Consider the following 21,389-nt stretch of genomic DNA (forward strand, 5'->3'; position numbering starts at 1 on the left):
GCGGTAAGTAAGAGAGTAACAGCGACGGGATTCGCTAACGCGAATCCCTTGAGATCGCCTAGACCGCCCCATAAATGAGGCGGATTGCGGCGATCATTTGTTCAAAACGAATAACGAATCTGCTGGCTATTACGCCGTGTATAACCTGCCAACGAATGAAAGTATGCGTGACCTCATCGGCAGCACTAATATTACGGCATCGGCCGATGGTTACCGGGCGACGATTACGTATGTGAAGAAAGGCGGCAACGCCTTGGCCTGCTGGGCGCAAAACTGGCGTGTCGTTTGGCGCAACTACGGATCATCGGATAATGTAGCGGACTCGGCGGTGTTCGCCCCCGCTGACACTTCGGCGTCCACACGGAGTTGCGGTGGCTCCCTAAGCTACAGTACAGGCATTGGTGTCAGAACGGACACCAGCGATGGCTTCAGCGGTTACGGTGGCAGTATGGAAGGCTATGGCGCTGAAAACAGTGGATACACAAGTCTGACGGGCGGTTACTGGGCGATCTACATCAAATAACCAACAAACTAGATCAACGGCGTCCCTTTAGTCTTGATCTCGTGCAGGATCGGAGAAATGGTTGTGGGAGCGAGATAGTCTCTAAGTCCCACTGGTACTGCCTCAATGTCAGGATGAACCTGAACGGCAATACGACTTAGCGTACTACCTTCGCTAAACCGATCTTTACCGTAATCACGAGAAATGACGGCAAGATCGATGTCGCTATGCGTTCCAGCGCGATTTTCTGCATGGGAACCGTAAAGCACAATACAGTCGGCGTGGATATTTTGATCTCGCAGAGCCGCTCTCAGAGCCACGGCTAGCTGTTTAATTTCTCGGATATCCATAAGCTGAGTCTCTTGGTTTCCTGCAGGTAACGCGACGTAAATTGTTGCGTCGCAATTTGTTGTAGACGAAATTTCTCGTCTGGATACCGTGCTTCTAGGTTGAACTCGTTAATCTCTGAAAAAATTCTTAAATCGGACTCACTTGGCTGAATCTGATTCTTTTCTAGTAGAGACAACAAGTTGTGGGTAAACGGAGCGTGAGTTGAGTGAAGCTTCACATAAAGAGCTTTCAGTATCTTCTCAAGAGAAAGATGGAGAAAAAAAAGCCCGCTGACGTAGCGCGACGTCTTCGCGATGATATCCTCAGCCGTAGCCAAATCTTCCGAGGCGCTATGGACCCAATAAGTAACGAGCTCGGAGATTTTCTTTGTATCTAAAGTCGTCACCCTGAATCCTCTCCAAAGCTTGGATAATAATACTTTAATGGTAGCAAGCTGATCAGGAATTACAAGGATCTGCGCCCCAACGCCGGAATCCCATCGATCCAGAAAACCTAATCCCGCCACCCCGTAACCCAGTTTAAATCCGCCACCAACTCCTGTTTACTCAGCCAAAATCTGACGGCGCGGTCACACACGGCCATCATCTCAATCATGGGCAGCTTGGTATCGCTACGTGAGGCCGGGATGGTGGCGCTGATGCGGTAATGACGCCAGCCACTCACCGGGACCAGCGCTGTCCAGGGGGCATTAATGGTGAAAGCTTTTGACGGGAGCTGGCGTCGTTTAGTCATAATCTCAATATCACTACAAAAAGGGGCCGCAGTCCTAGTGTTTTTGGCAGCAGTTTCTGTTGCAAGACCCCATTTAACCCTGCTATGACTGCTGTCCCGTTATATCAGGGGCCTGTAGTCTTTGAGGAGCAAGATCCCATGGCAAAGAAAATGAACCGCGAGCTGATCCGTCTAGTGTCCACCGCTGACACTGGCTACTTCTACACCACCAAGCGCAAGAAGGGCCGCGACAAGCTCGAGATCAAAAAGTTTGACCCAGTGGTCAAGAAACACGTCGTTTTCAAAGAAGCTAAGATCAAGTAATCACTGATCTTGTTTATTGATTCTGAACTACGAACAGGCTGCTTTGGCGGCCTGTTGGTGTTTGTAGTTGCATTTAGTGCACTTTGTCGCCTACCCCTCCAACCCAACCCCTCGACAATTAATCTGAATTGCAATTTTGTCTCAAGTTTTCATGATAAAATGCCGATAGGGCCGCCACTTTTAAGCTCACTCTGGCAGGAATGACTCATGCTTGCATCACGTGTAAGTCATCACTACTTAAGACTTTTAGCATCCACTTCCGTAGTGACCATGGCTTTTGGGCTCGGCGGCTGTCGCTATCTGAAAGACAGACTCAAGATGGGATCCGACATCAAGGTCATCGGGGGCGACAAGGACTACGAGCATAACCCCGGTGTGATCGGGATCCTCGTTAAAAGCAGTCAGGGTACTTCGGTCTGCACGGCCTCCGTTGTGCGTGAAGACTTGATCGTCACTGCGGCCCACTGCCTGGTCGATAAGGAGGCCACGGAGGTACTTCCCTTCTTCAACCTAACTCTGGGCGATAAAGACCCATTCCGCAGTCGGCAGTTGGCCAGTAATCAGTTCATACCAGAGCCCAGCTACGACAAAACCGATGTCGCTTCGAGCTATGACAGTGACATAGCTTTCGTGGTTTTTCCGAAGGGGACGTTTAAGGACTATCCGCACCTTAAGTTTGCGGAAAAGGCAGCGGCTGTGTCCGACCCAGTCACTTTAGTCGGCTACGGACAGATTGTCATACAAGACAAAAAATCGAATCCTGACCTAAAACGCTACCTCGGCACCAATCAAATCAAAGATATCAAAGCTGATGCCGGGGGCACGATCTGGCTCGACACCAAAGTGGCCAGTGCGATCACGGCCGGGATAGGACAAGGTGATTCGGGAGGCCCACTGCTCAACGCTGCCGGAGAAATTATTGCTATTGCTCACGCCAATGATTTCAGAACCCCCGACGGCACCGACAAGCCCACCAACGATCACATCACCGCCAAAAATCCACTGGCGAGCATCTACACCAATCTGACACAGGCTAAGGGTAGCGAGTTTATCAAGAAGATTATGGCGACGTCGGATCCTAAACCAGCCGTACCAGCAGAACCGAAAGCGCCCGTACTGATTAGCAAGGCTGATGCCCTCAAATGCAAAGATAATAAATTTTGCAAAGATGGCTGGGGCTGGCTCAGCAGCGGCGAATCTGACTGCACGGACACGGCTGCGGGATGGGTGGCAGACCAAAAGGGCTGCAGTTGCGACTGCGAATAATTTAAATTTGGTTTATTTGGCGAACGAGAGACCAAGATTAAGTGCAGCTATAGCCTGCCATCGGCCCCACGTAAATAGCGGTCCGCGCGTAATCAGGATGAGCTGATCGTAAAGTCTATGCAACTCGGGATCTACAATTTGGTTTGAATTATTGGCAATGGATTCTGTGTACCCCAGCGGGAGCTCACGCAACATATGTCCAATACGCCAGCGCCCCGTGACTGGCATGCGCGCCAGCAAGGGATCTGACAGCGCCATGGGATCAATGACGATTTGATCTAGGCGTACGTAATAGCCAAAGATACCAATGGCCGGCATGACAGTGGCGATATAATTTGATTTACCAAAGTCAATCGCATCCCTGACCCAAATGATTTTAGGAAAGGGTGTTCCCTCACTCTTACTTGCGACATATTGCCATAACGAGGAATGCTGGAAGTAGTAGCCCTTCTCATCAGCGACACCGCTCTTATCGATCTCTTTATCGATATAGCCAGCATCTGTGCGCCAGGGGACACAGGGCGCTATGATGTTATAGGCAATCAGGGCACAAAATACAGTGACCGTCAGTGATCGCGACCATCGACGCGATACCAAAAGGGCTACCGCAGTCACCATGACTGCGGTCAGAAACCGGCCACTCATAAAATCGCCACCAACACGGATCACGTATGCCAAATTAACCACCATGCCAAAGGCGGCAGCCAAGTAGGCACCGCATCGTGATGCTATACAAATGCCTATACTCAGAATCACGGTGAATAGTGTGATGGGATCAAGTCGCACCGAGTTCAATAGATAGGCTACACCGTGCGGCACAAGCTCGGCCGTGGGTATTCCAGAGCCTAGCTTTGCATAGGCCGTATTGGGAACCGGGAATCCATAATAAACAAGGCTGAATATAGTCCAGAGTAGTGGGAGACAGGCAGCCATCAGAATGCGTCGTAAAAGACCTGCTCTCATACCTCCGTCTTGCCACACCTGAGTGCCCAGGGCCCAGAGATAGGGGATGCCAAGTAAAGTAACCAAATCGAGCCTTAGCGTAGACGCAAGCGCTAATACCCAACTCAATCTAACGAGCTGACGATGACGCTCCCCCGGCAGGGCGTGGACAAAGTTCATTAAGGTCAGCACAAAGCCTGCGCAGAGCAGATGGGTCATAGGATTTTCTAAACCAGAGGTCGAAAAATCGATAACTGCTTTAGAGCTAGCGAGTATACCGATCGCGACGGTCCAGATGGTGCTACTTATGGCGATCCTTTTCAGGATCACAGCCGTGGCTACGCTACAGAGTAGCGACAGAGTCACGGCGATGAGACATGCATCAGTCATAAGAAGCCGCAGCAGACACAAACCACCAAACCACAGGGGATGAGTAAAGACTTGGACACGTTCGTGGGGATTCCAGCGCGGACCGTTACCGGCAAAGAGCTGCTCGACCGAGCGGAAGGTGATGTAACTATCGTCAGACATCCAGCCATTTGTCAGTATGAGTACGAAGGCCGCAAGACCGACAAGCACGGGCAAGGCAGACTGGCCCCCCTGAATCATCCTGGCCACATGCACCCGCCACTTCGGATGAGCTGGCACCGCAGCCTCGTTAAAAAACACATCTAAAACCACAGCCCAAGACCCTGTTAACTTTGAGTTTTTCAGCATTTAATTAAAAACCCTCAAGTCCCTAAGACGCGTTACCGATAATGCGCGTGTAGTTAGTCATCGGCACGAGTAACTATGAAACAGGACTAAACAAAAGCTATGAACAACCAAGCAAAAGTCCAACATGACCAAGAAGGCAGCAGCTCAGCGACAGCCATCAGTGACAGTTTACCTAAACCAACTCCCCGTCACCATGTCGGAACCGTGGCTTACTCCTTACTGTTCGCTTATCTTTTGGTGGCAGTGTTCGCCATGCAGAGTATTCACCACTGGGCTAAACACCTTCCAGCCTCGAATTTATCCGAAAACCTGATCGCCTTGACGGGTCACGAAGCCAAGAAACTCGATCGTTACGGACTTCTGGCGCCGGAGAAAAAACTCGAATCTTGGTTCTCAGATAAATATACCAGCGCCAAAGATCCACTTTTCGAGCCCCGCGATTTGCTTGACGAGATTTGGCCGTCACTCGCAGCGCACAAGCGAAAAATCTCTCCGATTGCACCCGAGACGCGCGCCCTCTTGATTGGCGACTCACTGATGGCCACGGTAGGTCCGACGCTCAGGACGTCCATCGTCTCCGAATTTAAAGGACAAGCAAATCTGGTTACCAAAGTGGGTACGGGCCTAGCACGGCCAGATTTTTTCGATTGGCAGAAGACTCTGCGTGATACCGCATCGCGTCACCACTACGATGCGATTTTCATCATGCTGGGCACCAACGATGGCCAGAGCATCGTCGACCGAGGAGCACCTGTAGCTTACGGCACAAGACGCTGGGTAACACTTTACCGTGAACGGCTGAATCAATTTATGACAACAGCTTGCAGCCAGGCCAAACAAGTCTACTGGCTGGGTCTACCACCCATGCGTGAAAATAAGCTCCATCGCAAAGCTGAGCTCATCAATATTCTCGTCCGTAACGTCGTAGCTAAACACGACTGCATGCAGTTTATCTCGCTGAAACCCGCCTTGGTGGACGATGACGGCTCGTTTACCGCCTATGTCCGCCAAGACCATCAGGACATCAAAGTGCGCTCAAGCGACGGCATTCACTTCACGCACAAGGGTAGCCAGATGGTGGCAAACTACGTGCTCAAGGTGGTGCGACCAGTCAACCGAATGAGCGCCAAGCCTGACCTTGCAGATGCGAGACTCAATCAGATGTGGCGACCCAACTAATTTGATTAGGTCGCCGCTACTTCTCTCAAGCTACGATGCGCCCGTCTACCATGGGCACAATACGTCGAGCTCTCTCAATCACACGCGGATCATGCGTTGAGAAAATAAAAGTAACGCCAAGGCGTGCATTCAAATCTTGCATGATGTCGAGAAGCGAGATCGCAGATTTTGAGTCAAGGTTAGCTGTGGGCTCATCCGCTAGAATGAGTGCAGGCTGTGGTGCGATCGCCCTGGCAATAGCTACACGCTGCTGCTGCCCGCCCGAGAGTTCACGCGGCAGACGGCTAGCAAAGTCACCGAGCCCCACCTGTTTAAGGGCCTGCATCGCCAAGGCGATGCGTTCGTGTTTAGGACGACGCTGGAGGGCGAGGGTGAATTCGGCATTTTCCAGAGCCGTCATGATTGGAATGAGATTATAGGCCTGAAACACAAAGCCGATACGATTGCGCCGGAGTAGCGATAGCTCGGAGCGCTTCATCTGCCCTAGCATACAATTCTCGATCATGATCGTGCCATTGGTCGGCACGTCAAGAGCTCCGATCAAATTTAGTAGCGTCGTCTTACCTGATCCTGACGGCCCTGAAAGAGCCAGAAACTCCCCCTTCATCACGTCAAGATTGATGTCAGACAGAGCTGTTACGGTCGGCGTGCGCTGATCGCCACCGTATGATTTGCTGACCTGTCTTACGCGCACAATAGGATCCTCGACCTTGCTCGCTACCATGCCGCCACCCCACCGCTAAGTATGCCACTAGATGATACTTTAATCGGATGGTTGGCTCAATTACGTGGCGCGGCCGTAAGCGCAGCTTGGGCTAAGCCTTGATCTAGGATCGCGTCGCCGCCAGCAGCATAGACGAGCGCCGCCTCAACGGCTACATCGGGCACCAGAGGCGCGCCGCCGCCGTCGCCGCGTGGTAGCCAGAGGAGCGCATCACCCCCGTCGCCCAGACTCACCGCACGACCGGCTCTGGTCGCTCCCGCTGTCGTGGTGCCCACTAAAACGGCCCGCCCACGCTGTTGCAAAAAGGCGGCTAACTGCTCACGCCCACCGCGGGTTCCTGCATCCACCAGGAGCACCAACTTCTTAGCAAACGGCGCCAAACCCAAGGGGCTCGCCGCCGTATCTTTGCTGGTGGGCAGGCTGATAAAGGGAGCCGCAAAGGTCAAACCACCATCAGCAAAGTCCCCGCGCAAATCCAGCACCAGTGCGTCTGCCTGAGCCTGCGCCTTGACGGCGAGGGCCGCGAGGGCCGTCTCCAGCGACCGATGGCAGGTCAGTGGCAACGGTGCGTACATGACACGCCTGCCCCCCACCTGACGAACAAAACTACCTAGGGTCTGATGACGCTTGAGGGCTTCTGCCATGCTGCTAGAGGTAACAGTCACTTTTATTTGCCGCGGCGCCTCCCACGGCAGACGCCTAAGGCCCAGCTGCACCTGCGCCGCAGGTTGCACATCACGGAAGCTGGCCACAGGCGCAAACGGCTGACCATTGACGGTTAAAATCTCGTCACCGCGCACAATACCGGCGTCAGCCGCCGGACCACCTGCCAATACTGACTGGACGAACCACCGGCGCCCTCGGCGTTCAAACCAGGCCCCGATATGGCGCACCGGGTATGTATCGAGCTCGCCACCAAAGCAGGCCGCATCTACCCAGTACTTCTGTTCCTCGCTGCTGAGAAGCTGAGCCTCAAGGGCTAACCCCCCAATCTCACGCCGAAGCTGACTCAGTGCTAGGCGACTCTGAGCATAATTAGGAGCGGCACCAAGCTGAGCCCGCAGTGCGTCTCGCTCCGCCGTCAGCCGTGAGTCTGCGCCTTTGGGCATCAACAATTCCGCCGCCTCATCAAACAACGTGGGCACGGATGCAGCCGGCAAACCGAGACCCACACCCCACGGTCCGCCCAACGCTAGGGCTAAGCCTAGTGATAGCGCTGCTATGGATTGAGGTTGCATGAGGCGTCGCTTCATACCGTTCTTCTATCTCAAGCGCGCCAGTGAGGCCACCACCAATTGCGAGCGCAGTTTCTCGTGGGCCGCTTCCTCTGATTATGCTTAAATTGGCCCGCATCAACCCGGACATGAGAAGGGCCTGCGGACCACGCGGAGGGGGAAAGGTGAATCCTTTCGGCCAAACTTGGCAACTGATCAGACATAACTTTTTGCTGCTCGTACAACTCATCGCGTGTGTATACGGCCCGTTCTATTTCGTTTACGGCGTCACCGTTGCTGCAGGCTGGCTGCCCGCTGATAACGCCGACAAGGTGTTCGGCCTGCTCGGTGCCGCGCTCATGCCCGTTACCAATGGCGTGGTCGTTTGGTTGGCGGAACGCTGGTACGAGGGCCGCATGGCGACTCTGGGCGACGCTATGCGTGCCATGCCCGGTTACTGGTCGCGCATGCTCACCGTTTACATCGCCATCAGCTTTGTCCTCTTGGGCTGGCTCTTGGTTACCGTGTTACCGGTCTACATTCTGATGCAGGTCACACACTTCGATCAGCCAGTCCTTCTGATACCGGTCGCTCTCGGTGCTGTAGCTTATGCAATGTCGCGTTTTGTTTTTGTCGACACGCTAATCGTCAACGGTCAGCGTGGGCCCTACCAGGCGCGGCAGGAGAGCGCTCTGCTCGGCACTGGCCGGCGTGGACGGATTGTTGTGTACAGTGCCCTGACCTATACCCTGCCGACGGTCCTGGAGCTGGGCGGGGATCTTGCGGCAACTGTCTTACCGAGTCACAACACCGATCTGATAGCAGCCATTAGCACTGGCACGGGACTTCTGTCCGCGTGTTTATACGTCGTGCCATCATTATTTTTCTACGTTTATTACCGCGGTCTAGTGAGCGGCAACCTCAACGGGACTGCGCCATCCGAAGGAGCAAAACCAGCATGAAAACACGTATTGAAAATGATTCCATCGGCGACATCGAAGTAGCTGCCGACAAATACTGGGGCGCTCAGACCCAGCGCTCCCTACAGAACTTCAAGATTGGCGGTCATCGTTTTTCGCGCGGCATGATCCGCGCTTTTGGTATTGTCAAAAAATCTGCTGCCCTCGTGAACCACGAACTCGGCAAGCTGACCAAAGACAAGTGCGACCTGATAGTCAAGGCCTGCGACGAGGTGATCGAAGGGAAGCTAGATGATCATTTCCCTCTGGTGGTCTGGCAGACGGGCAGTGGCACTCAGAGCAACATGAATGCTAACGAGGTCATTTCAAATCGCGCCATTGAGATGGCCGGTGGCGTCGTTGGTTCTAAAAAACCCGTGCATCCTAACGACGACGTCAACATGTCTCAGTCGTCCAACGACAGTTTCCCAACCTACATGCACGTAGCTGCCGTCAACGACTTTAAGCTGCGCCTCATCCCAGAGCTGCAGGCACTGAAAGACGCGTTAGCTAAGAAAGCCACTGCCTTTGCTGACATCGTAAAGATCGGCCGTACGCACCTCATGGACGCGACACCGCTGACTCTTGGCCAAGAGTTCTCGGGATACGCCGCCCAGCTTGAATTTGCCGAGAAAAAAGTAACCGAAGCCCTCGACGGACTTTACGACCTGGCCCTCGGCGGTAGCGCCGTGGGTACAGGACTAAACACTCATCCCCAGTACGCTTCCAAAGTGGCCAAAGAGATCGCCGACCTCACGGGCTACCCTTTCCGCTCCGCTCCGAATAAATTCGCAGCACTGGCAGCTCACGATGCCATCGTTGCAGCCAGCGGGGCTCTGCGCGTCCTTGCCGTTGCCTGCATGAAGATCGCTAACGACATCCGCCTACTCGGCAGCGGGCCGCGCTCTGGTATCGGCGAGCTGATTCTACCAGCTAACGAACCAGGTAGCTCAATCATGCCTGGCAAAGTGAATCCAACCCAGTGCGAGGCTCTGACCATGGTGGCATGCCAAGTTATGGGCAATGACGTCGCGATCGGTGTAGCTGGCAGCAACGGCCATTTTGAACTCAACGTCTTTAAGCCGGTGATGATCCACAATCTCCTCGAGTCCACACGCCTACTGGCCGACGCTATGAATAGCTTCAACGTCAACTGTGTAGCTGGCATTGAGCCTAACGTCGAACAGATTAAACGCCACGTCGATAACTCGCTCATGCTAGTGACGGCTCTAAACCCGGTGATCGGTTACGACAATGCCGCTAAAGTGGCTAAAACAGCGTACAAGGACAACATCACGCTGAAGCAGGCTGCCGTCAAACTAGGCCTCATCACTGCGGAAGAATTTGATAAGTATGTACGCCCAGAACATATGGTAAGACCCTAAGGACGGCTTGGGAGCCTGTATGCAATTTGATGCCTTTTTCGCCATCTGTCAGACCGAGGTTGACGGCGTAATTCCAGACGAGCGCACCATGCTGCGCTACTTTATGGAACAAGTGCAGCTTGCGGACACCCTGGGTTACGCGACGGCTTGGGTTGCGGAGACACACCTCTCGTGCGAGGTGCAGAAACAAAATCCTGGCGCCGTGATACCGCACTTTCGCGGCGAAATTGGCGTCAACACCGACATCCTTCAACTGGCTCACAGAGTGTTTGCCACCACCAAAAGGATCAATGTCGGATCGGCTATACGCAACATCCTGTGTAACGGCGGACCGCTGGCGCATGCCGAAGCGGTCAAGACGTTTCTGCTCCTGCACAGCTTGACTCCAGGAGAGAAACGTAAACTCGAGCTCGGTTTTGCTGCCGGTCGATTCCCCTTTGCCAACACGACCTACGGCATCAAACCGCGTACAGGTGCAGAAGCAGCTGCCTGGCCGGTGCTCAAGGGCAAAGTGTTTCTGGAAGCGACGGAGATTTTTCTCCGCGCCTTGACGCAGCGCCAAGTGTCGTCGTCCGAGGTCACACCAAAGCTATTGACCGCAGCAGACTTCCGCACCACCCAGGAGTGGCAAGCCGTGGTCGATGCCTACCGCGAAGATACGGGAGCCACGGGCACGGTCGACGCCATAGAATTTGCACCATTTTGGGAATTCCCACCGGTCGGCGTTATTCCCTTTGATGCTCCGCTTGAGCTCTTGCAGTTAACGATCGGATCGCACGATCCAGCGGCCCAAGTGCTGGCGAATCGTTTTTGGCCTACGCGCGTCTTTAACCTATCGATCACCCCTTCAGCGACGATCGAGGCAACCCACGAACGCATGCGTCAATGTTATCACCAGGGCGGTGGGCCGTGGCAGCCTTCGTATATGCCGCGTACGGCACTTATCTTCTTAAACACGGACGAGCATCTGTCGCCGCAAGATCAAAGCATTGCAGCTAAAGAGGCCGCAGCCAAGGCCATCGAGAACTACTGGCGCGCTGTTGAGGGTACCTTTGACGAGCGCAAGATTCGCGATGCCGTTAACAACGCCATCGCTGGCAATGCCTTCGAGGTGACGACGATGCTGCGCGAACGCTACCGCGCAGAAGAGCGGCTGATGCTCTGGTTTGACTTCAACACGCATGATCAGCAGGCCATCAGCAATGCCATGACGGGATTTATGCGAGACGTAGCCCCAGCGCTCGGCTAGCGCGCGATGGTCGGATACTGGATCAGGGAAGGCGATGGCGACGGAGACGGAGTCGGTAAATGGAGCAACAATGGGTCAAACTGCTTGAATTAAGGCGTCAAGATATCCCCGAGGTGGCCGTACACGGTGCCGTGGCTTGGGTCCATGGCGATAGCGTCGTGCGCACTTTAGGCAACGTCACGACGTTTGGTCGCTCGCTGATGAAGCCCTATCAGATGAAGGTCTTTGCGCGGGAGTTGGCCAGCGGTTACAGCCCCGAAGCCCAGGCCATTGCGCTCTCCTCTCATAACGCGGAACCCTCACATCTTGCAGCGGCGCAATCCATGCTACCGGGTGCCGAATCAGGTTTATTGCAAACACCTCCGTCGCTTCCCATGCCTGGCTCCGTCAGTAAAGTCACGACTGCTGAGCGCTGGCACCATCCCTGCTCGGGTAAACATGCGGCGATTTTATCGGGATGCAAGCAACGCGGTTGGTCCCGCGATAATTATCTTGATGCTAGCCATCCCTATCACGACGCATATCGCGACGCATTAAGGGCCGTACTGGGACCCTCATGGACACCGTCCAGCACGGCTGTGGATGGCTGCGGACTCCCCACGCATGCCATGACCCTAAAAGAGATGGCCACTCTATTCGCTGCACTCGTCGCGCATCGCACGCAAGATTGGATCTGGGCGGCGATGGTAGACCGTCCAGAGCTCATCGGTGGCCAAGGCCGCCTCGACACAGGCATCATGAAAGCAGGTCAAGGTAGGGTCCTGGCCAAGGAAGGCGCTGACGGCCTCCTCGGACTAGCGATCGTTCACCCCGATTACCCACGTGGCCTCGGCGTTGTCATCAAGATCGCGCACGGCTGGGATCCGCGGATGATGGGCTATATTGCAAGCCATATCCTGATGCCGCTTGGTATTGCGTATAAAGGTCCTGAGGCTCCATCCGGACAAGTCTGCATCATGTACTTGTGACCGCAGGCAATGGCAGCATCTGTAAGTATTCGTGTCTTTGGACTAGAATACTTAGAACTCTAACACCATATGGATGCCGATGAACAAGCGCCTGATCCTGCCGTTTCTCTTGCTCGTAATCATGAATCCCGCGTGCAAAACCGCCTCCAAGGGCGCAAGTACCGACGTCAAGGTCATCGGCGGTCAAGTGACCAGCCGCCTACCGCAGATTGGCCTTCTAAAACGCATGGGAGGCGGCTACTGCACTGGGACACTGATTGCCCCAGATCGCGTCGTCACGGCGGCCCATTGCATGACGGAGAGCGAAGCCTCAGACTTTAGCTTTGTCATACACCCTGATCAGAGTAGCCCCGCGATGAACCTGGGCGTAGCATCCTTCAAAATCCATCCCAAGTACGACCACAATACCAACAACTACGACATCGCCGTCCTCACACTTGCAGCCAAAGCACCCTTGGCACCACTGGGTGTGGTGAAAAAACTGGATCCCATCGCCATAGTAGGCAAGAAGCTAACGACCGTCGGTTACGGACGCGCCAAGAAACCCTCCGAGGCACGCGTGGAGGACGCTGGCACCGGCATCAAGCGCGAGGTCGACCTCACAGTAACGGCTGTCAGTGACACCAAGATCCGCCTCGAGGAACCAGGCAAGAGTGCCTGCCACGGAGACTCTGGTGGCGCTTATCTACAAATCGCTCCTAACGGTGAGGCGCTGCTCGCCGGTGTCACCTCCTGCGGCGATGCCAATTGCTCGTCCTACGGGGTAGCGACGCGCGTCGATGCCTTTCTCGGATTTCTCGGTCTTGAGGCGGGAGCAGCGAGCGAGCCTACGGTTAAGGCCATCTGCGACACCAACTTCAATCAAGGGATCTGCAGTGCCAACAACGTGAAGATCTGCCGTAACGATTGCTACGAAATAAAACTCGACGAGGAGTCATGCCCATCAGGCAAGAGTTGTAGGATCAACCCAGTCAACGGCGTGGCCGGCTGCTTTGATCCCAATAATCTGCAAAAGCTGACGTTGGCATTTAGGCGCCTAAAAATCACCAACGGTCAGTATGAGGCAGGCCCGCCCGTTACGGACTTCTACCTGTTCCTCGATCGTGCTGAATCACGCTCACAACCTCAGATTGGCCAACATTCATTAACAACATCTGCCGCAGGAACCATCGATCTCGAGCTGGAGCGTGGCGAGCATCACTTTGAAGGAGCGATCTTTCAGGGTTCCGCTGGATCTGCTTACGTGGCGCGCAGATCCTTCACCGTCAATCGCGATACGCGCGAACTATCCTTTACCGTCCCTACTGAGATCGTGCGTATTGAAGTGCCTGACGATGTCGGATTCGACCGAGCTGTTTACATCACAGGCCAAGGCGATCTACTTGGCAATTGGCAGCGCGGCGAAAAACTCAAGTACAGTGGCAAGACCAAGACCTGGACATACAATGGCACGCTCAGTAAAGATTTAGAGTTTAAGCTATTCGTCGCCCCTTGGGTGGACGATAAGTTTATCACCATGGCGGGTAGTAACATCCGGTGGGAACCTATTCCCGGTAATCACCGCGTCGGCGAAGGCGGTATCCCCTACCATAGCGGCTACAACCACCGCATCAAGCTAGGCCTCTAAGCAGCACAGGCTAAACAAGAAATATCGCTGGCCTAAGGGTCACGGTGATGGCTACTGGCGTCCACCGTGGATGCATAGTCATTTGCATTTTTTTATTCAAAATTTTTGCTTAAACCTTTTAACTATATGTATTTAAATAATATTTTTACCTAAAGTTTTTATAAAATAATCCGATAAGTATTTTGCAAGTGACGAGGCCATGGGCGGTCACGGAGTCAGCGCCTGAGAGCTAAGTCATGAACAGATAGTCGGTTACCCCAGCACCTAAACACAAACCACAGAAACCCCAACCCTAACTCCCAAGGATTAGACACAATGAGACACGTACTTTTAATGTTAGCTCTAGCAGCGCCTGTAGTTGTCAGTTGCGGCACCAGCGAAGAGCAAAGCGCTGGTAGTTTATCAGAAAAATTTGACGACGGTCTGAGCCTCACCAAGGGTGGGTTCAAAAAGAAGACTAAGAAGGCGAAGGCAGGCAAGGACATTGATGCCGGTGCTGCAGACGCCCTATCACAGCCTTCATGCGGCACCACCATCTATGATGGTAGCGCTAAAGAACATGCTGGCGTTAGTTCAGTAACAATTACTGGCGACACACAACAAAAGGGCCTAGCTCTTGGTACAGCTGTGAAGCAAAATGAGGAGTGTGTTGGGGATCCTACTGATTCAGTCTCAAGCGATGACAAACTTATCAGGTGCAATCAGTTCTACTGCACAGACGGCACAAAGCGGTATCCGCGTCCTGGCGCGCCAGTCATACCAGTTAAACCGGTGCAGCCGATCAGGCCCTACCCCGGCTCCCTGGCGTGCAGTGCGATAGGCAGACTACCGTCATGTATTAAAACCGGCACAGGCTATACGGTACATGAATACAAGACTAAGCCAGGAACGTGCGACTGGCTCCCGGCTCTGGGAGACATCGTAAAGGGGTCTCTGTGCAAAGGACTGCCAGGGGCAGAGGGACTTTGGATCGAGTGAATTTGAAAACATCGTCCATGAGACATCCTCACGGGATACCTACGCGCTACCAACGTGGCGCTTAGGTTTTTTACTTTGCAATTAGCCTCAAGTTAACGACGTAACGCTGTACCCAAGTACGCGAAAAATTGGCGCAAATAATCCTAAAGTTTGTGCAAAAAACCACCGATAAGAATTATGAACCCCAAAGAGAGGGATCGTAGGGTGACGAAGACTGAACTACATAAAATCGCCGCCACCGTGGCACCGACCAGTTTTACGGATCCCGTGGACTATCTCGGTGCTGTCTACGGCGCGATTAAAGATGCAGTCGCTCGCTACGGTTACGAACGTTTTTCGACCGATCTTGGTTTTGGCGCCAACAATATCGCTTATCTCATGCTGCATAGGCAACGACCACTGACGCGCAAGACTGCCGTCAAGATTGCTAGCGCCCTAGGTTTACGAAACCTGGATCGCCGCTACTTTCTGCAACTAGTCGAAGCTCAGCGCAGTAGCGGTGATCCGGAGCGCCCGGAAGTTTTCGAGCGCCTCGTCGATCTCAAAGCCAAAGCCCTGCCCAAAGCGCTGCCGCGCCAGCAGCTTGAGTTTTATAATCAGTGGTATCACAGCGCCATCCTGGCTCTGCTTGATTTGCCCGATGCCAAAGACGATCCCGAGTGGATTGCATCACAGCTGATGCCGCACGTCACTCCCAGTAGAGTAAAGGATAGTCTCGCCCTCCTTAAAAAGCTGGACTATATCGCCTACGACGAGGCTGCAGGCCGTCTCAAGCTCACGAGGAAGGTAGTAAATACCGGACCCGAAGTGCTGGGTCTTGCGATCATTCGCTACCATCAGCAGATGTTGACACTGGCACGCGATGCGCTAACCGACACTGCACCCGAGGATCGGGACATCAGTAGCGTGACGATCTCTATCGCGTCCCATCAACTGACTGACATTAAGACCAAGATCCATGCGCTGCAAAATGAGCTACTCGCGATGTCAGAAGCAGCAACCAATGCCGACGAGGTTGCTCAGATCAACGTCCAAGTTTTTCCCATTGCCCGTATCAACAAGAAGGGGCGCTAGCATGAAGTCACGGATCACAAACGCCCTAAAATGGCTAAGCAGCCTTTACCTCGCCCTGCACCTCATCAATTGCGGTGGCGTCGTCGTCGGCAACCCCCACGGCAGCGGCACGGGCGGCGGCGGTACGACTACGGGTTCTATCAAACTGGCCGTTGTTGACCCCATGAGCAGCAGTTTTAGCCAGGTATACTTCAACGTCAAAGGCGTGCATTTGATTGGGGTCGAGACCTCAGAAATTGTTCCACTACCATCAACCAAAAAGGTTAATGCCGTTCAAAGCAGCGCTAGGCCTGCGCTTGATTCCATTATTGAAATCGCTGCCGCAACAGGAAGCTACGAGGCTATAGTCTTGGAGCTCGACGAGGTCGATCCGATTAATCTCAAGAAGACAGACGGTAAATCTGGCAAGATCAGCAACGCACAGCAAAGCTCGTACGTCACCATCCCCCAGGAATTCAAGGTATTAGCGAATGCGACGGCCGACTTGGAATTCTACATCGACTTAGACCGTTCCTTTAAGGCGCCCGCAGCGGGCAGTACGTCCTATGGTGACGCTGAAGCGGTGTACGAGTTTGATCCCATGGGCGTCTTGGGCAGCTCAAGCGCTCTACGCACACTCAGTGGTACGGTTAGTGGCGGCGTGGCAGACAGAGTCTGTGTGTACACGGCGCGTGCCGATACCGCCATATCGTCCTCTTCAAATGCTCCTCCAATGGCCAGCCCCATCAGCGCTCCCAAAACAAATCCAACCAGCGCTCCAGCCAACGCTGCCCAAGCCGCAGCACTTGAGAGGATGTACAGAGACCCTCGCTATGCTAACCGCTCGGTCTATGTTGACGCGGCCTATCGTTACCCTGCTATGCCAACTCCCATCGCTGGATCGGACGTTAACTGCAACGACGCCCTCCAGGTGCAAACGAGGGTGGCACGCGACTTCTACTTCTATGGTTTGGCGCCGGACCTCTACCGAGTGGTTGCCTACTTCGGCCCCAACTCATCAGAGAGCACAGTGGACTTACGGGACGAAGATCGCTTGGATGTCGTGCTACTAAGTCCGGAAAGCAGCGGAGCCTCAGGCAGCGGTGCTAGCTCAGGTGGCTTCATTGCTAGCCCTGGCATCTGATGGCCATTAACGGCCGTATACTTGCTTGTATACGCTTGTATACGGAAAGTGGGCCCAACCAATGAACCGGGTGGTTGTCTCGCCCGATAAGCTCCCTAGTAGGCCATGGAGCCGAGACTCCTGACCTACACCGCAAACAACCAGGTGGGGAGTCACATCGATGCATTTTTCAGCGAAGTCAGTCTCTTGCCCAATAGCGACCATGCTTTTGACGGTCGGCCTCGCAGCCTGCGGCCAAATCGAAAAGGAGTCGAAGCAAATCATCGGCCAGGGGAAGCCGGGGAATCCCGGAGGCCCCGGTGAGAAAGGGCCTCCGCAAGCCCCGCCTTATGGCGGTCCTCACTACGGCGGTTGCGGCGGTTTAAGGGAACTTGATTCCATGAACTTACTGTGCACACGTGTACCACCCGATCGGCTCTACACCCATAAACTAAACTTTGGTAACCAGTTAATTCAGGGGCATACAGTCGAGGAGCTGGAGCCCGACTCCTGCACAGCCTTGGTGTTAAACTTAACTTCAGGCGCAGTCGCTGAAGGATCAGCAATTCCAGCTAAACTCGACGTCGATCTCACCATCGAACTCAAGTCATCGGTTGCCACAGGTGGATTCTTCCGTGACAGCACTTGTAGTAACGCGATCACTTCCATCGATTTACCGCAGGGTAAAACCCAAACTGATGTTCTCTACTTTAAAGATCCGCAGATGCGGAGCGGTGCGCTATACGGGGTGAATTTAACGGCGACACCGAAGCTCAAAACAGAGAATCCGGCAGTGAGAATCGGCCCGGCCTCCCTAGCGGGACGCGTCAAATACACGCCACCACCACCTCCGCCCAAGCCGCAGGCCGTCCGGTTTGCCAAGGCTCCTGGCGGCGAGACCATTAAGATTGGTCAGTGCCAACCACTCGCTGTTCACCTGGCCGATGGAACCAACGTAGCTGGCGGAGCGAGCACACCCAAGGCTAACAGTGGCGAGGAATTCCAGATCGTGCTGAGTTCGGGTTCACTCACAGGATCATTTTACCGTGATGCATCTTGCACGGAGCAGGTGAATATCGTGAGCTTCCCAGCCGGGGCTGTGAAAGCGGCAGATTTTTACTACCGCGACTACTCAGCCGGACAGAAGTCCATCGCCGCCACGCCAAGAAGTAGCCAGCTGCCCTTCGCGTTAGGTGACGCAGCTGCTCTGACCGTCACGGTAACACCTTAAACAAGATAGCGAGCATGAGTATGCTATCATGTTAAGGCCTTTGAAATAAGGATCGTATCGATGAAGCGCCTGTTGCTTTTCGGGATATTCGGCCTGCTGGTTTGCTGCAAATCCGTCGAACGAAGCAATACGTCTCCAAAAACGCCGGAAGCTGGCCGTCGAGCAGCTGATAAAAAGCCTGCTAAAAAATGTTTAAAGATTGTTGATGGAGTGCCGGCGCTCGACGCTCCAGCCGTATACCTGCTGGTTCTCATTGATCCTGCCTCCAGAAATGTGAGGTTATCCTGCAGCGGTACCTTTGTTTCGGATAATACGCTAATTACTGCCGGACACTGCGTCCCAGCAGCAGGAGAGAAATATGTACTGCTAGCTACCAATGGCTTGGAGTTATCAAAAGACGGCAAGGCGCCGGCAGGAGCGATCACGCCACTAAAGGCATTTTTTGATCCGTCTCTTAGCTTAGACGGACGTGGTGGGCGCGACCTCGCTCCCAATCAGTCACCCGAAATCGATCTAGCAGTCCTAATATTCCCAGATAACACCGCAAAATATTGGCTGCCGCTAGCAACCACTTCGGTCCCTGCCGGCACCGAGGTCAAACTGGTGGGTTACGGAAGCTCACACGCGATCTATCCCGACAAGGACAACAGCACATCAGTCAAGAAGATGATGGGCTACAACAAGATCGCTCCCTTGGGCCCCATAGAAGGCAATTTACCGACCAAAGGGCTGCTGTTTACCTTTGCTTGGGGGGAGCCAGGTGAGGCCGCCAAACACGGAGAAAAAACAGTCAGCGGCGCCCCCGGCGACTCAGGAGGCCCGTTGATCGCCAATGGCGTTATTGTGGGTACGGTATCACGCGGTATTACAAGCAAAGAAGTGCCATCTCTTGAGCAACAGATTGGCACCAACACCCTAGGCATTTTTGTTGATGTAACCAATGCAGTCGCGAAGAATCTCTTGGCAAAGGCCAAGGCGGCGGGCGCTAGAATCAACTATGCCGATCCAGCAACTCATTCAGAGACGAAACCCGAGGGCTACCCGGAGCATGAGACTGAGGTAGATCCTAAACAGTCAGGTGAATGTTCCTAAGGCGGTTTTTTGAGCAAGTCAAATGTCGGCGATAAATTTTGCAAAATAAAGAGGCCATACTATGTGGCCGTCGTCACTGCCACCGGCGGAGCCGACTAGCTTGATGGTGCGCGTGGGAGCGTATTTTTCACAGTATACAACCAGGCTCTTTGCACGGGTACGCTTACCACTTTTGACTTCGATGGGGATAAGTTCCCCGACCTTGGACTTATGAATAAATTCGATTTCTGAATTTCTCTCACTCCAGGAATAGGTTTGAGTCGCACCTTGAGCTATCAACTCACATTGTACAAAGTTCTCGGCGATGAATCCTTTGAAGGACATCGATTGCGCCAATTGCTCGCGGTAAGAGATTTCGAGTAAATTGCCTAATAGCCCGACATCAAAGAAGAACAGTTTGAATATATTTGGCTTAATGAGCGACTTTAGTGGACTCCGTGGTTGACAGTCGATCACATAGTTTTTAGTCGCTAACTTGGTTTTGCAGAGCCATTCAATCGGGGTGGCGAGATCTAAATACCGATTTTTTTTCGCAATCACATCTTTGAAAGCGTAACGCCTTACAGAGTCATCCAAGGTTCGCGCTAACTGAATAGGAATATTATTAAATACCGCCTCAATGTGAAGCGCATTGACCTTACCTGAATACTTACCGAAGTCGCGGTAATAACCCTCAATCAAGTTTTTATGTACCGCTCTGACACTTCGTGTACGCTCGTTGATGCCCGTACCTTTTTTTGCAGAAGTAAACCAGAGATCTACAGCTTCCGGCATACCGCCGACAAAATAATAATCTAATAAATGTGCCCAGAGCCGATCGTGTGCGGGTAGAAGTCGCGAGCGTTGCTCGAAGGCCTTGATTAGGTCGTTCTCCTCTGACGCGATCAAGAACTCCTCGAATGTCAGCGGAAACAAGTTTTCAATCTGCACCTTACCGACTGGGAACGAATCCAAAAGTCCAATGTTTGAGCCGCTAGCAATCAAGAAAATGTGCGGCATCTTCTCGCAAAAGTACTTAAGCGAATCAACGGCTCCTTGGCATTCGCCAACTTCATCAAAAAAAATTAAGTCCGAATCAAGGGCAATATCACGCCCGCGAAGCAGCTCTAAATTCCTGATGAGCTGCTGTGGTGCGAGGCCGGCCTCGAAGTATCTGTGTAGGGCGCGGTCTTCCCGAAAGTCGAACTTATGGACTCGGGTGAAAGACTCAGCGCCAAAAATTTTCTCCGCGAGATAGGTCTTTCCGGTCTGCCGGGCGCCATCAATCAGCAAAGGCTTGCGCTTGGGCAGTTTTTTCCATTCATTTAAGCGCTTTATGAGCGATCGGCGCACTTTTTACAACCTTTAAGTGTCGACGTTACACACTTTTTGCAACGTATATTATATATTCTAGCACATAAAAAGCAATGTAAACCGACGTAGGCATGAGCGTACACCGATACTGGTCCGCTCTCCGCAATCTACCTAAATCCATTCATTCAGGTACTTACGGCGTAACCCTAGCTTGAGCTACCTTGAATTTCCGCATGCAGCTTGGTGAGGCATATCGTCTGGATTTATGCATCATAAAATGACGTAATATGAGTTATATCCCAGTGAGGTATACCTCGTGAATGACTCTAAGCAATGGAATTGGCGGGAAAAATATTGGCCACGGTTCAAGTTCATTGATCGGCATAGGGGGCAGCAGTTAGCTGCGCCCCTGCCACACCACCTGGCATGCGGGTCCGCACCAGGCGGTTCGAGAAGTTGAGGTCATGTGAGTCGAGGTATGCCAAGCTCGTCGAAATATTT

The 21,389-nt window shown here is 53.3% G+C and carries 21 protein-coding genes and 1 pseudogene; 15 read left to right on the forward strand and 7 right to left on the reverse strand.

Annotated features, from left to right (window positions below; translation table 11 throughout):
• Window positions 1-97: 97 nt before the first annotated feature.
• Window positions 98-523, forward strand: a complete 426-nt coding sequence (locus FJ146_15935; protein MBM4253459.1) for a hypothetical protein — start codon at window positions 98-100, stop codon at window positions 521-523.
• Window positions 524-531: 8 nt separating this feature from the next.
• Here FJ146_15935 and FJ146_15940 read toward each other — a convergent pair whose 3' ends face one another.
• Genes FJ146_15940 through FJ146_15950 form a run of 3 tightly spaced genes read right to left on the reverse strand, consistent with a single transcriptional unit; the run spans window position 532 to window position 1,585 of the window.
• Window positions 532-852, reverse strand: coding sequence for a nucleotidyltransferase domain-containing protein (locus tag FJ146_15940; GenBank protein ID MBM4253460.1), 321 nt, complete (start codon window positions 850-852; stop codon window positions 532-534).
• Window positions 825-1,370, reverse strand: a complete 546-nt coding sequence (locus FJ146_15945) for a HEPN domain-containing protein (protein MBM4253461.1) — start codon at window positions 1,368-1,370, stop codon at window positions 825-827. The genes FJ146_15940 and FJ146_15945 overlap by 28 nt, the downstream gene beginning before the upstream one ends.
• Complete coding sequence (locus tag FJ146_15950; GenBank protein ID MBM4253462.1) at window positions 1,346-1,585, reverse strand: TIGR02450 family Trp-rich protein; 240 nt, start codon at window positions 1,583-1,585, stop codon at window positions 1,346-1,348. Before FJ146_15950 ends, FJ146_15945 begins: the two co-directional genes overlap by 25 nt.
• A gap of 138 nt (window positions 1,586-1,723) precedes the next feature.
• Here FJ146_15950 and rpmG point away from each other — a divergent pair, with 138 nt between their 5' ends.
• Together rpmG and FJ146_15960 are read left to right on the forward strand one after the other, a co-directional pair.
• Window positions 1,724-1,888, forward strand: a complete 165-nt coding sequence (gene rpmG / locus FJ146_15955; protein ID MBM4253463.1) for a 50S ribosomal protein L33 — start codon at window positions 1,724-1,726, stop codon at window positions 1,886-1,888.
• Between the two features lie 207 nt (window positions 1,889-2,095).
• The gene (locus tag FJ146_15960) at window positions 2,096-3,154 is read left to right on the forward strand and encodes a S1 family peptidase (GenBank protein MBM4253464.1); all 1,059 of its coding nucleotides are present in this window, start codon (window positions 2,096-2,098) and stop codon (window positions 3,152-3,154) included.
• Between the two features lie 12 nt (window positions 3,155-3,166).
• On the opposite strand, the gene FJ146_15965 is transcribed toward FJ146_15960, so the two are convergent.
• Window positions 3,167-4,813, reverse strand: coding sequence for a hypothetical protein (locus FJ146_15965; GenBank protein ID MBM4253465.1), 1,647 nt, complete (start codon window positions 4,811-4,813; stop codon window positions 3,167-3,169).
• A gap of 99 nt (window positions 4,814-4,912) precedes the next feature.
• On the opposite strand from FJ146_15965, the gene FJ146_15970 reads away from it, so the two are divergent.
• Window positions 4,913-5,992, forward strand: a complete 1,080-nt coding sequence (locus FJ146_15970; GenBank protein ID MBM4253466.1) for a DUF459 domain-containing protein — start codon at window positions 4,913-4,915, stop codon at window positions 5,990-5,992.
• Between the two features lie 25 nt (window positions 5,993-6,017).
• On the opposite strand, the gene FJ146_15975 is transcribed toward FJ146_15970, so the two are convergent.
• Both FJ146_15975 and FJ146_15980 read right to left on the reverse strand, forming a co-directional pair.
• Complete coding sequence (locus tag FJ146_15975) at window positions 6,018-6,716, reverse strand: ABC transporter ATP-binding protein (protein ID MBM4253467.1); 699 nt, start codon at window positions 6,714-6,716, stop codon at window positions 6,018-6,020.
• 56 nt (window positions 6,717-6,772) lie between these two features.
• On the reverse strand, window positions 6,773-7,969 hold the full coding sequence (locus FJ146_15980; GenBank protein ID MBM4253468.1) for a PDZ domain-containing protein: 1,197 nt from the start codon (window positions 7,967-7,969) through the stop codon (window positions 6,773-6,775).
• 146 nt (window positions 7,970-8,115) lie between these two features.
• Between FJ146_15980 and FJ146_15985 the strand changes: the two genes are divergently transcribed.
• From FJ146_15985 to FJ146_16030, 10 genes are all read left to right on the forward strand, one after another.
• Complete coding sequence (locus FJ146_15985; GenBank protein MBM4253469.1) at window positions 8,116-8,892, forward strand: hypothetical protein; 777 nt, start codon at window positions 8,116-8,118, stop codon at window positions 8,890-8,892.
• The gene (fumC, locus tag FJ146_15990; protein MBM4253470.1) at window positions 8,889-10,274 is read left to right on the forward strand and encodes a class II fumarate hydratase; all 1,386 of its coding nucleotides are present in this window, start codon (window positions 8,889-8,891) and stop codon (window positions 10,272-10,274) included. The genes FJ146_15985 and fumC overlap by 4 nt, the downstream gene beginning before the upstream one ends.
• Window positions 10,275-10,293: 19 nt before the next feature.
• The gene (locus tag FJ146_15995) at window positions 10,294-11,523 is read left to right on the forward strand and encodes an LLM class flavin-dependent oxidoreductase (protein MBM4253471.1); all 1,230 of its coding nucleotides are present in this window, start codon (window positions 10,294-10,296) and stop codon (window positions 11,521-11,523) included.
• 59 nt (window positions 11,524-11,582) lie between these two features.
• On the forward strand, window positions 11,583-12,491 hold the full coding sequence (locus tag FJ146_16000; protein ID MBM4253472.1) for an asparaginase: 909 nt from the start codon (window positions 11,583-11,585) through the stop codon (window positions 12,489-12,491).
• A 73-nt stretch (window positions 12,492-12,564) separates the two neighbouring features.
• A complete protein-coding gene (locus FJ146_16005; GenBank protein MBM4253473.1) occupies window positions 12,565-14,118 on the forward strand; it encodes a trypsin-like serine protease in 1,554 nt (517 codons plus the stop codon).
• Window positions 14,119-14,433: 315 nt separating this feature from the next.
• The gene (locus FJ146_16010; GenBank protein MBM4253474.1) at window positions 14,434-15,096 is read left to right on the forward strand and encodes a hypothetical protein; all 663 of its coding nucleotides are present in this window, start codon (window positions 14,434-14,436) and stop codon (window positions 15,094-15,096) included.
• A gap of 177 nt (window positions 15,097-15,273) precedes the next feature.
• Window positions 15,274-16,170 (forward strand): TIGR02147 family protein, encoded by an 897-nt coding sequence (locus FJ146_16015; GenBank protein MBM4253475.1) that lies wholly within the window; start codon window positions 15,274-15,276, stop codon window positions 16,168-16,170.
• A 1-nt stretch (window position 16,171) separates the two neighbouring features.
• Complete coding sequence (locus tag FJ146_16020; GenBank protein MBM4253476.1) at window positions 16,172-17,293, forward strand: DUF4382 domain-containing protein; 1,122 nt, start codon at window positions 16,172-16,174, stop codon at window positions 17,291-17,293.
• A 160-nt stretch (window positions 17,294-17,453) separates the two neighbouring features.
• Window positions 17,454-18,503 (forward strand): hypothetical protein, encoded by a 1,050-nt coding sequence (locus tag FJ146_16025; GenBank protein MBM4253477.1) that lies wholly within the window; start codon window positions 17,454-17,456, stop codon window positions 18,501-18,503.
• 60 nt (window positions 18,504-18,563) lie between these two features.
• A complete protein-coding gene (locus FJ146_16030; protein ID MBM4253478.1) occupies window positions 18,564-19,595 on the forward strand; it encodes a S1 family peptidase in 1,032 nt (343 codons plus the stop codon).
• An 18-nt stretch (window positions 19,596-19,613) separates the two neighbouring features.
• Here FJ146_16030 and FJ146_16035 read toward each other — a convergent pair whose 3' ends face one another.
• Window positions 19,614-20,927 (reverse strand): ATP-binding protein, encoded by a 1,314-nt coding sequence (locus FJ146_16035; protein MBM4253479.1) that lies wholly within the window; start codon window positions 20,925-20,927, stop codon window positions 19,614-19,616.
• Window positions 20,928-21,208: 281 nt separating this feature from the next.
• Here FJ146_16035 and FJ146_16040 point away from each other — a divergent pair.
• Window positions 21,209-21,389 (forward strand): annotated as a pseudogene (locus FJ146_16040) (hypothetical protein).

The organism is Deltaproteobacteria bacterium (assembly GCA_016874735.1).
Lineage (GTDB): Bacteria > Bdellovibrionota_B > Oligoflexia > Oligoflexales > CAIYRB01 > CAIYRB01.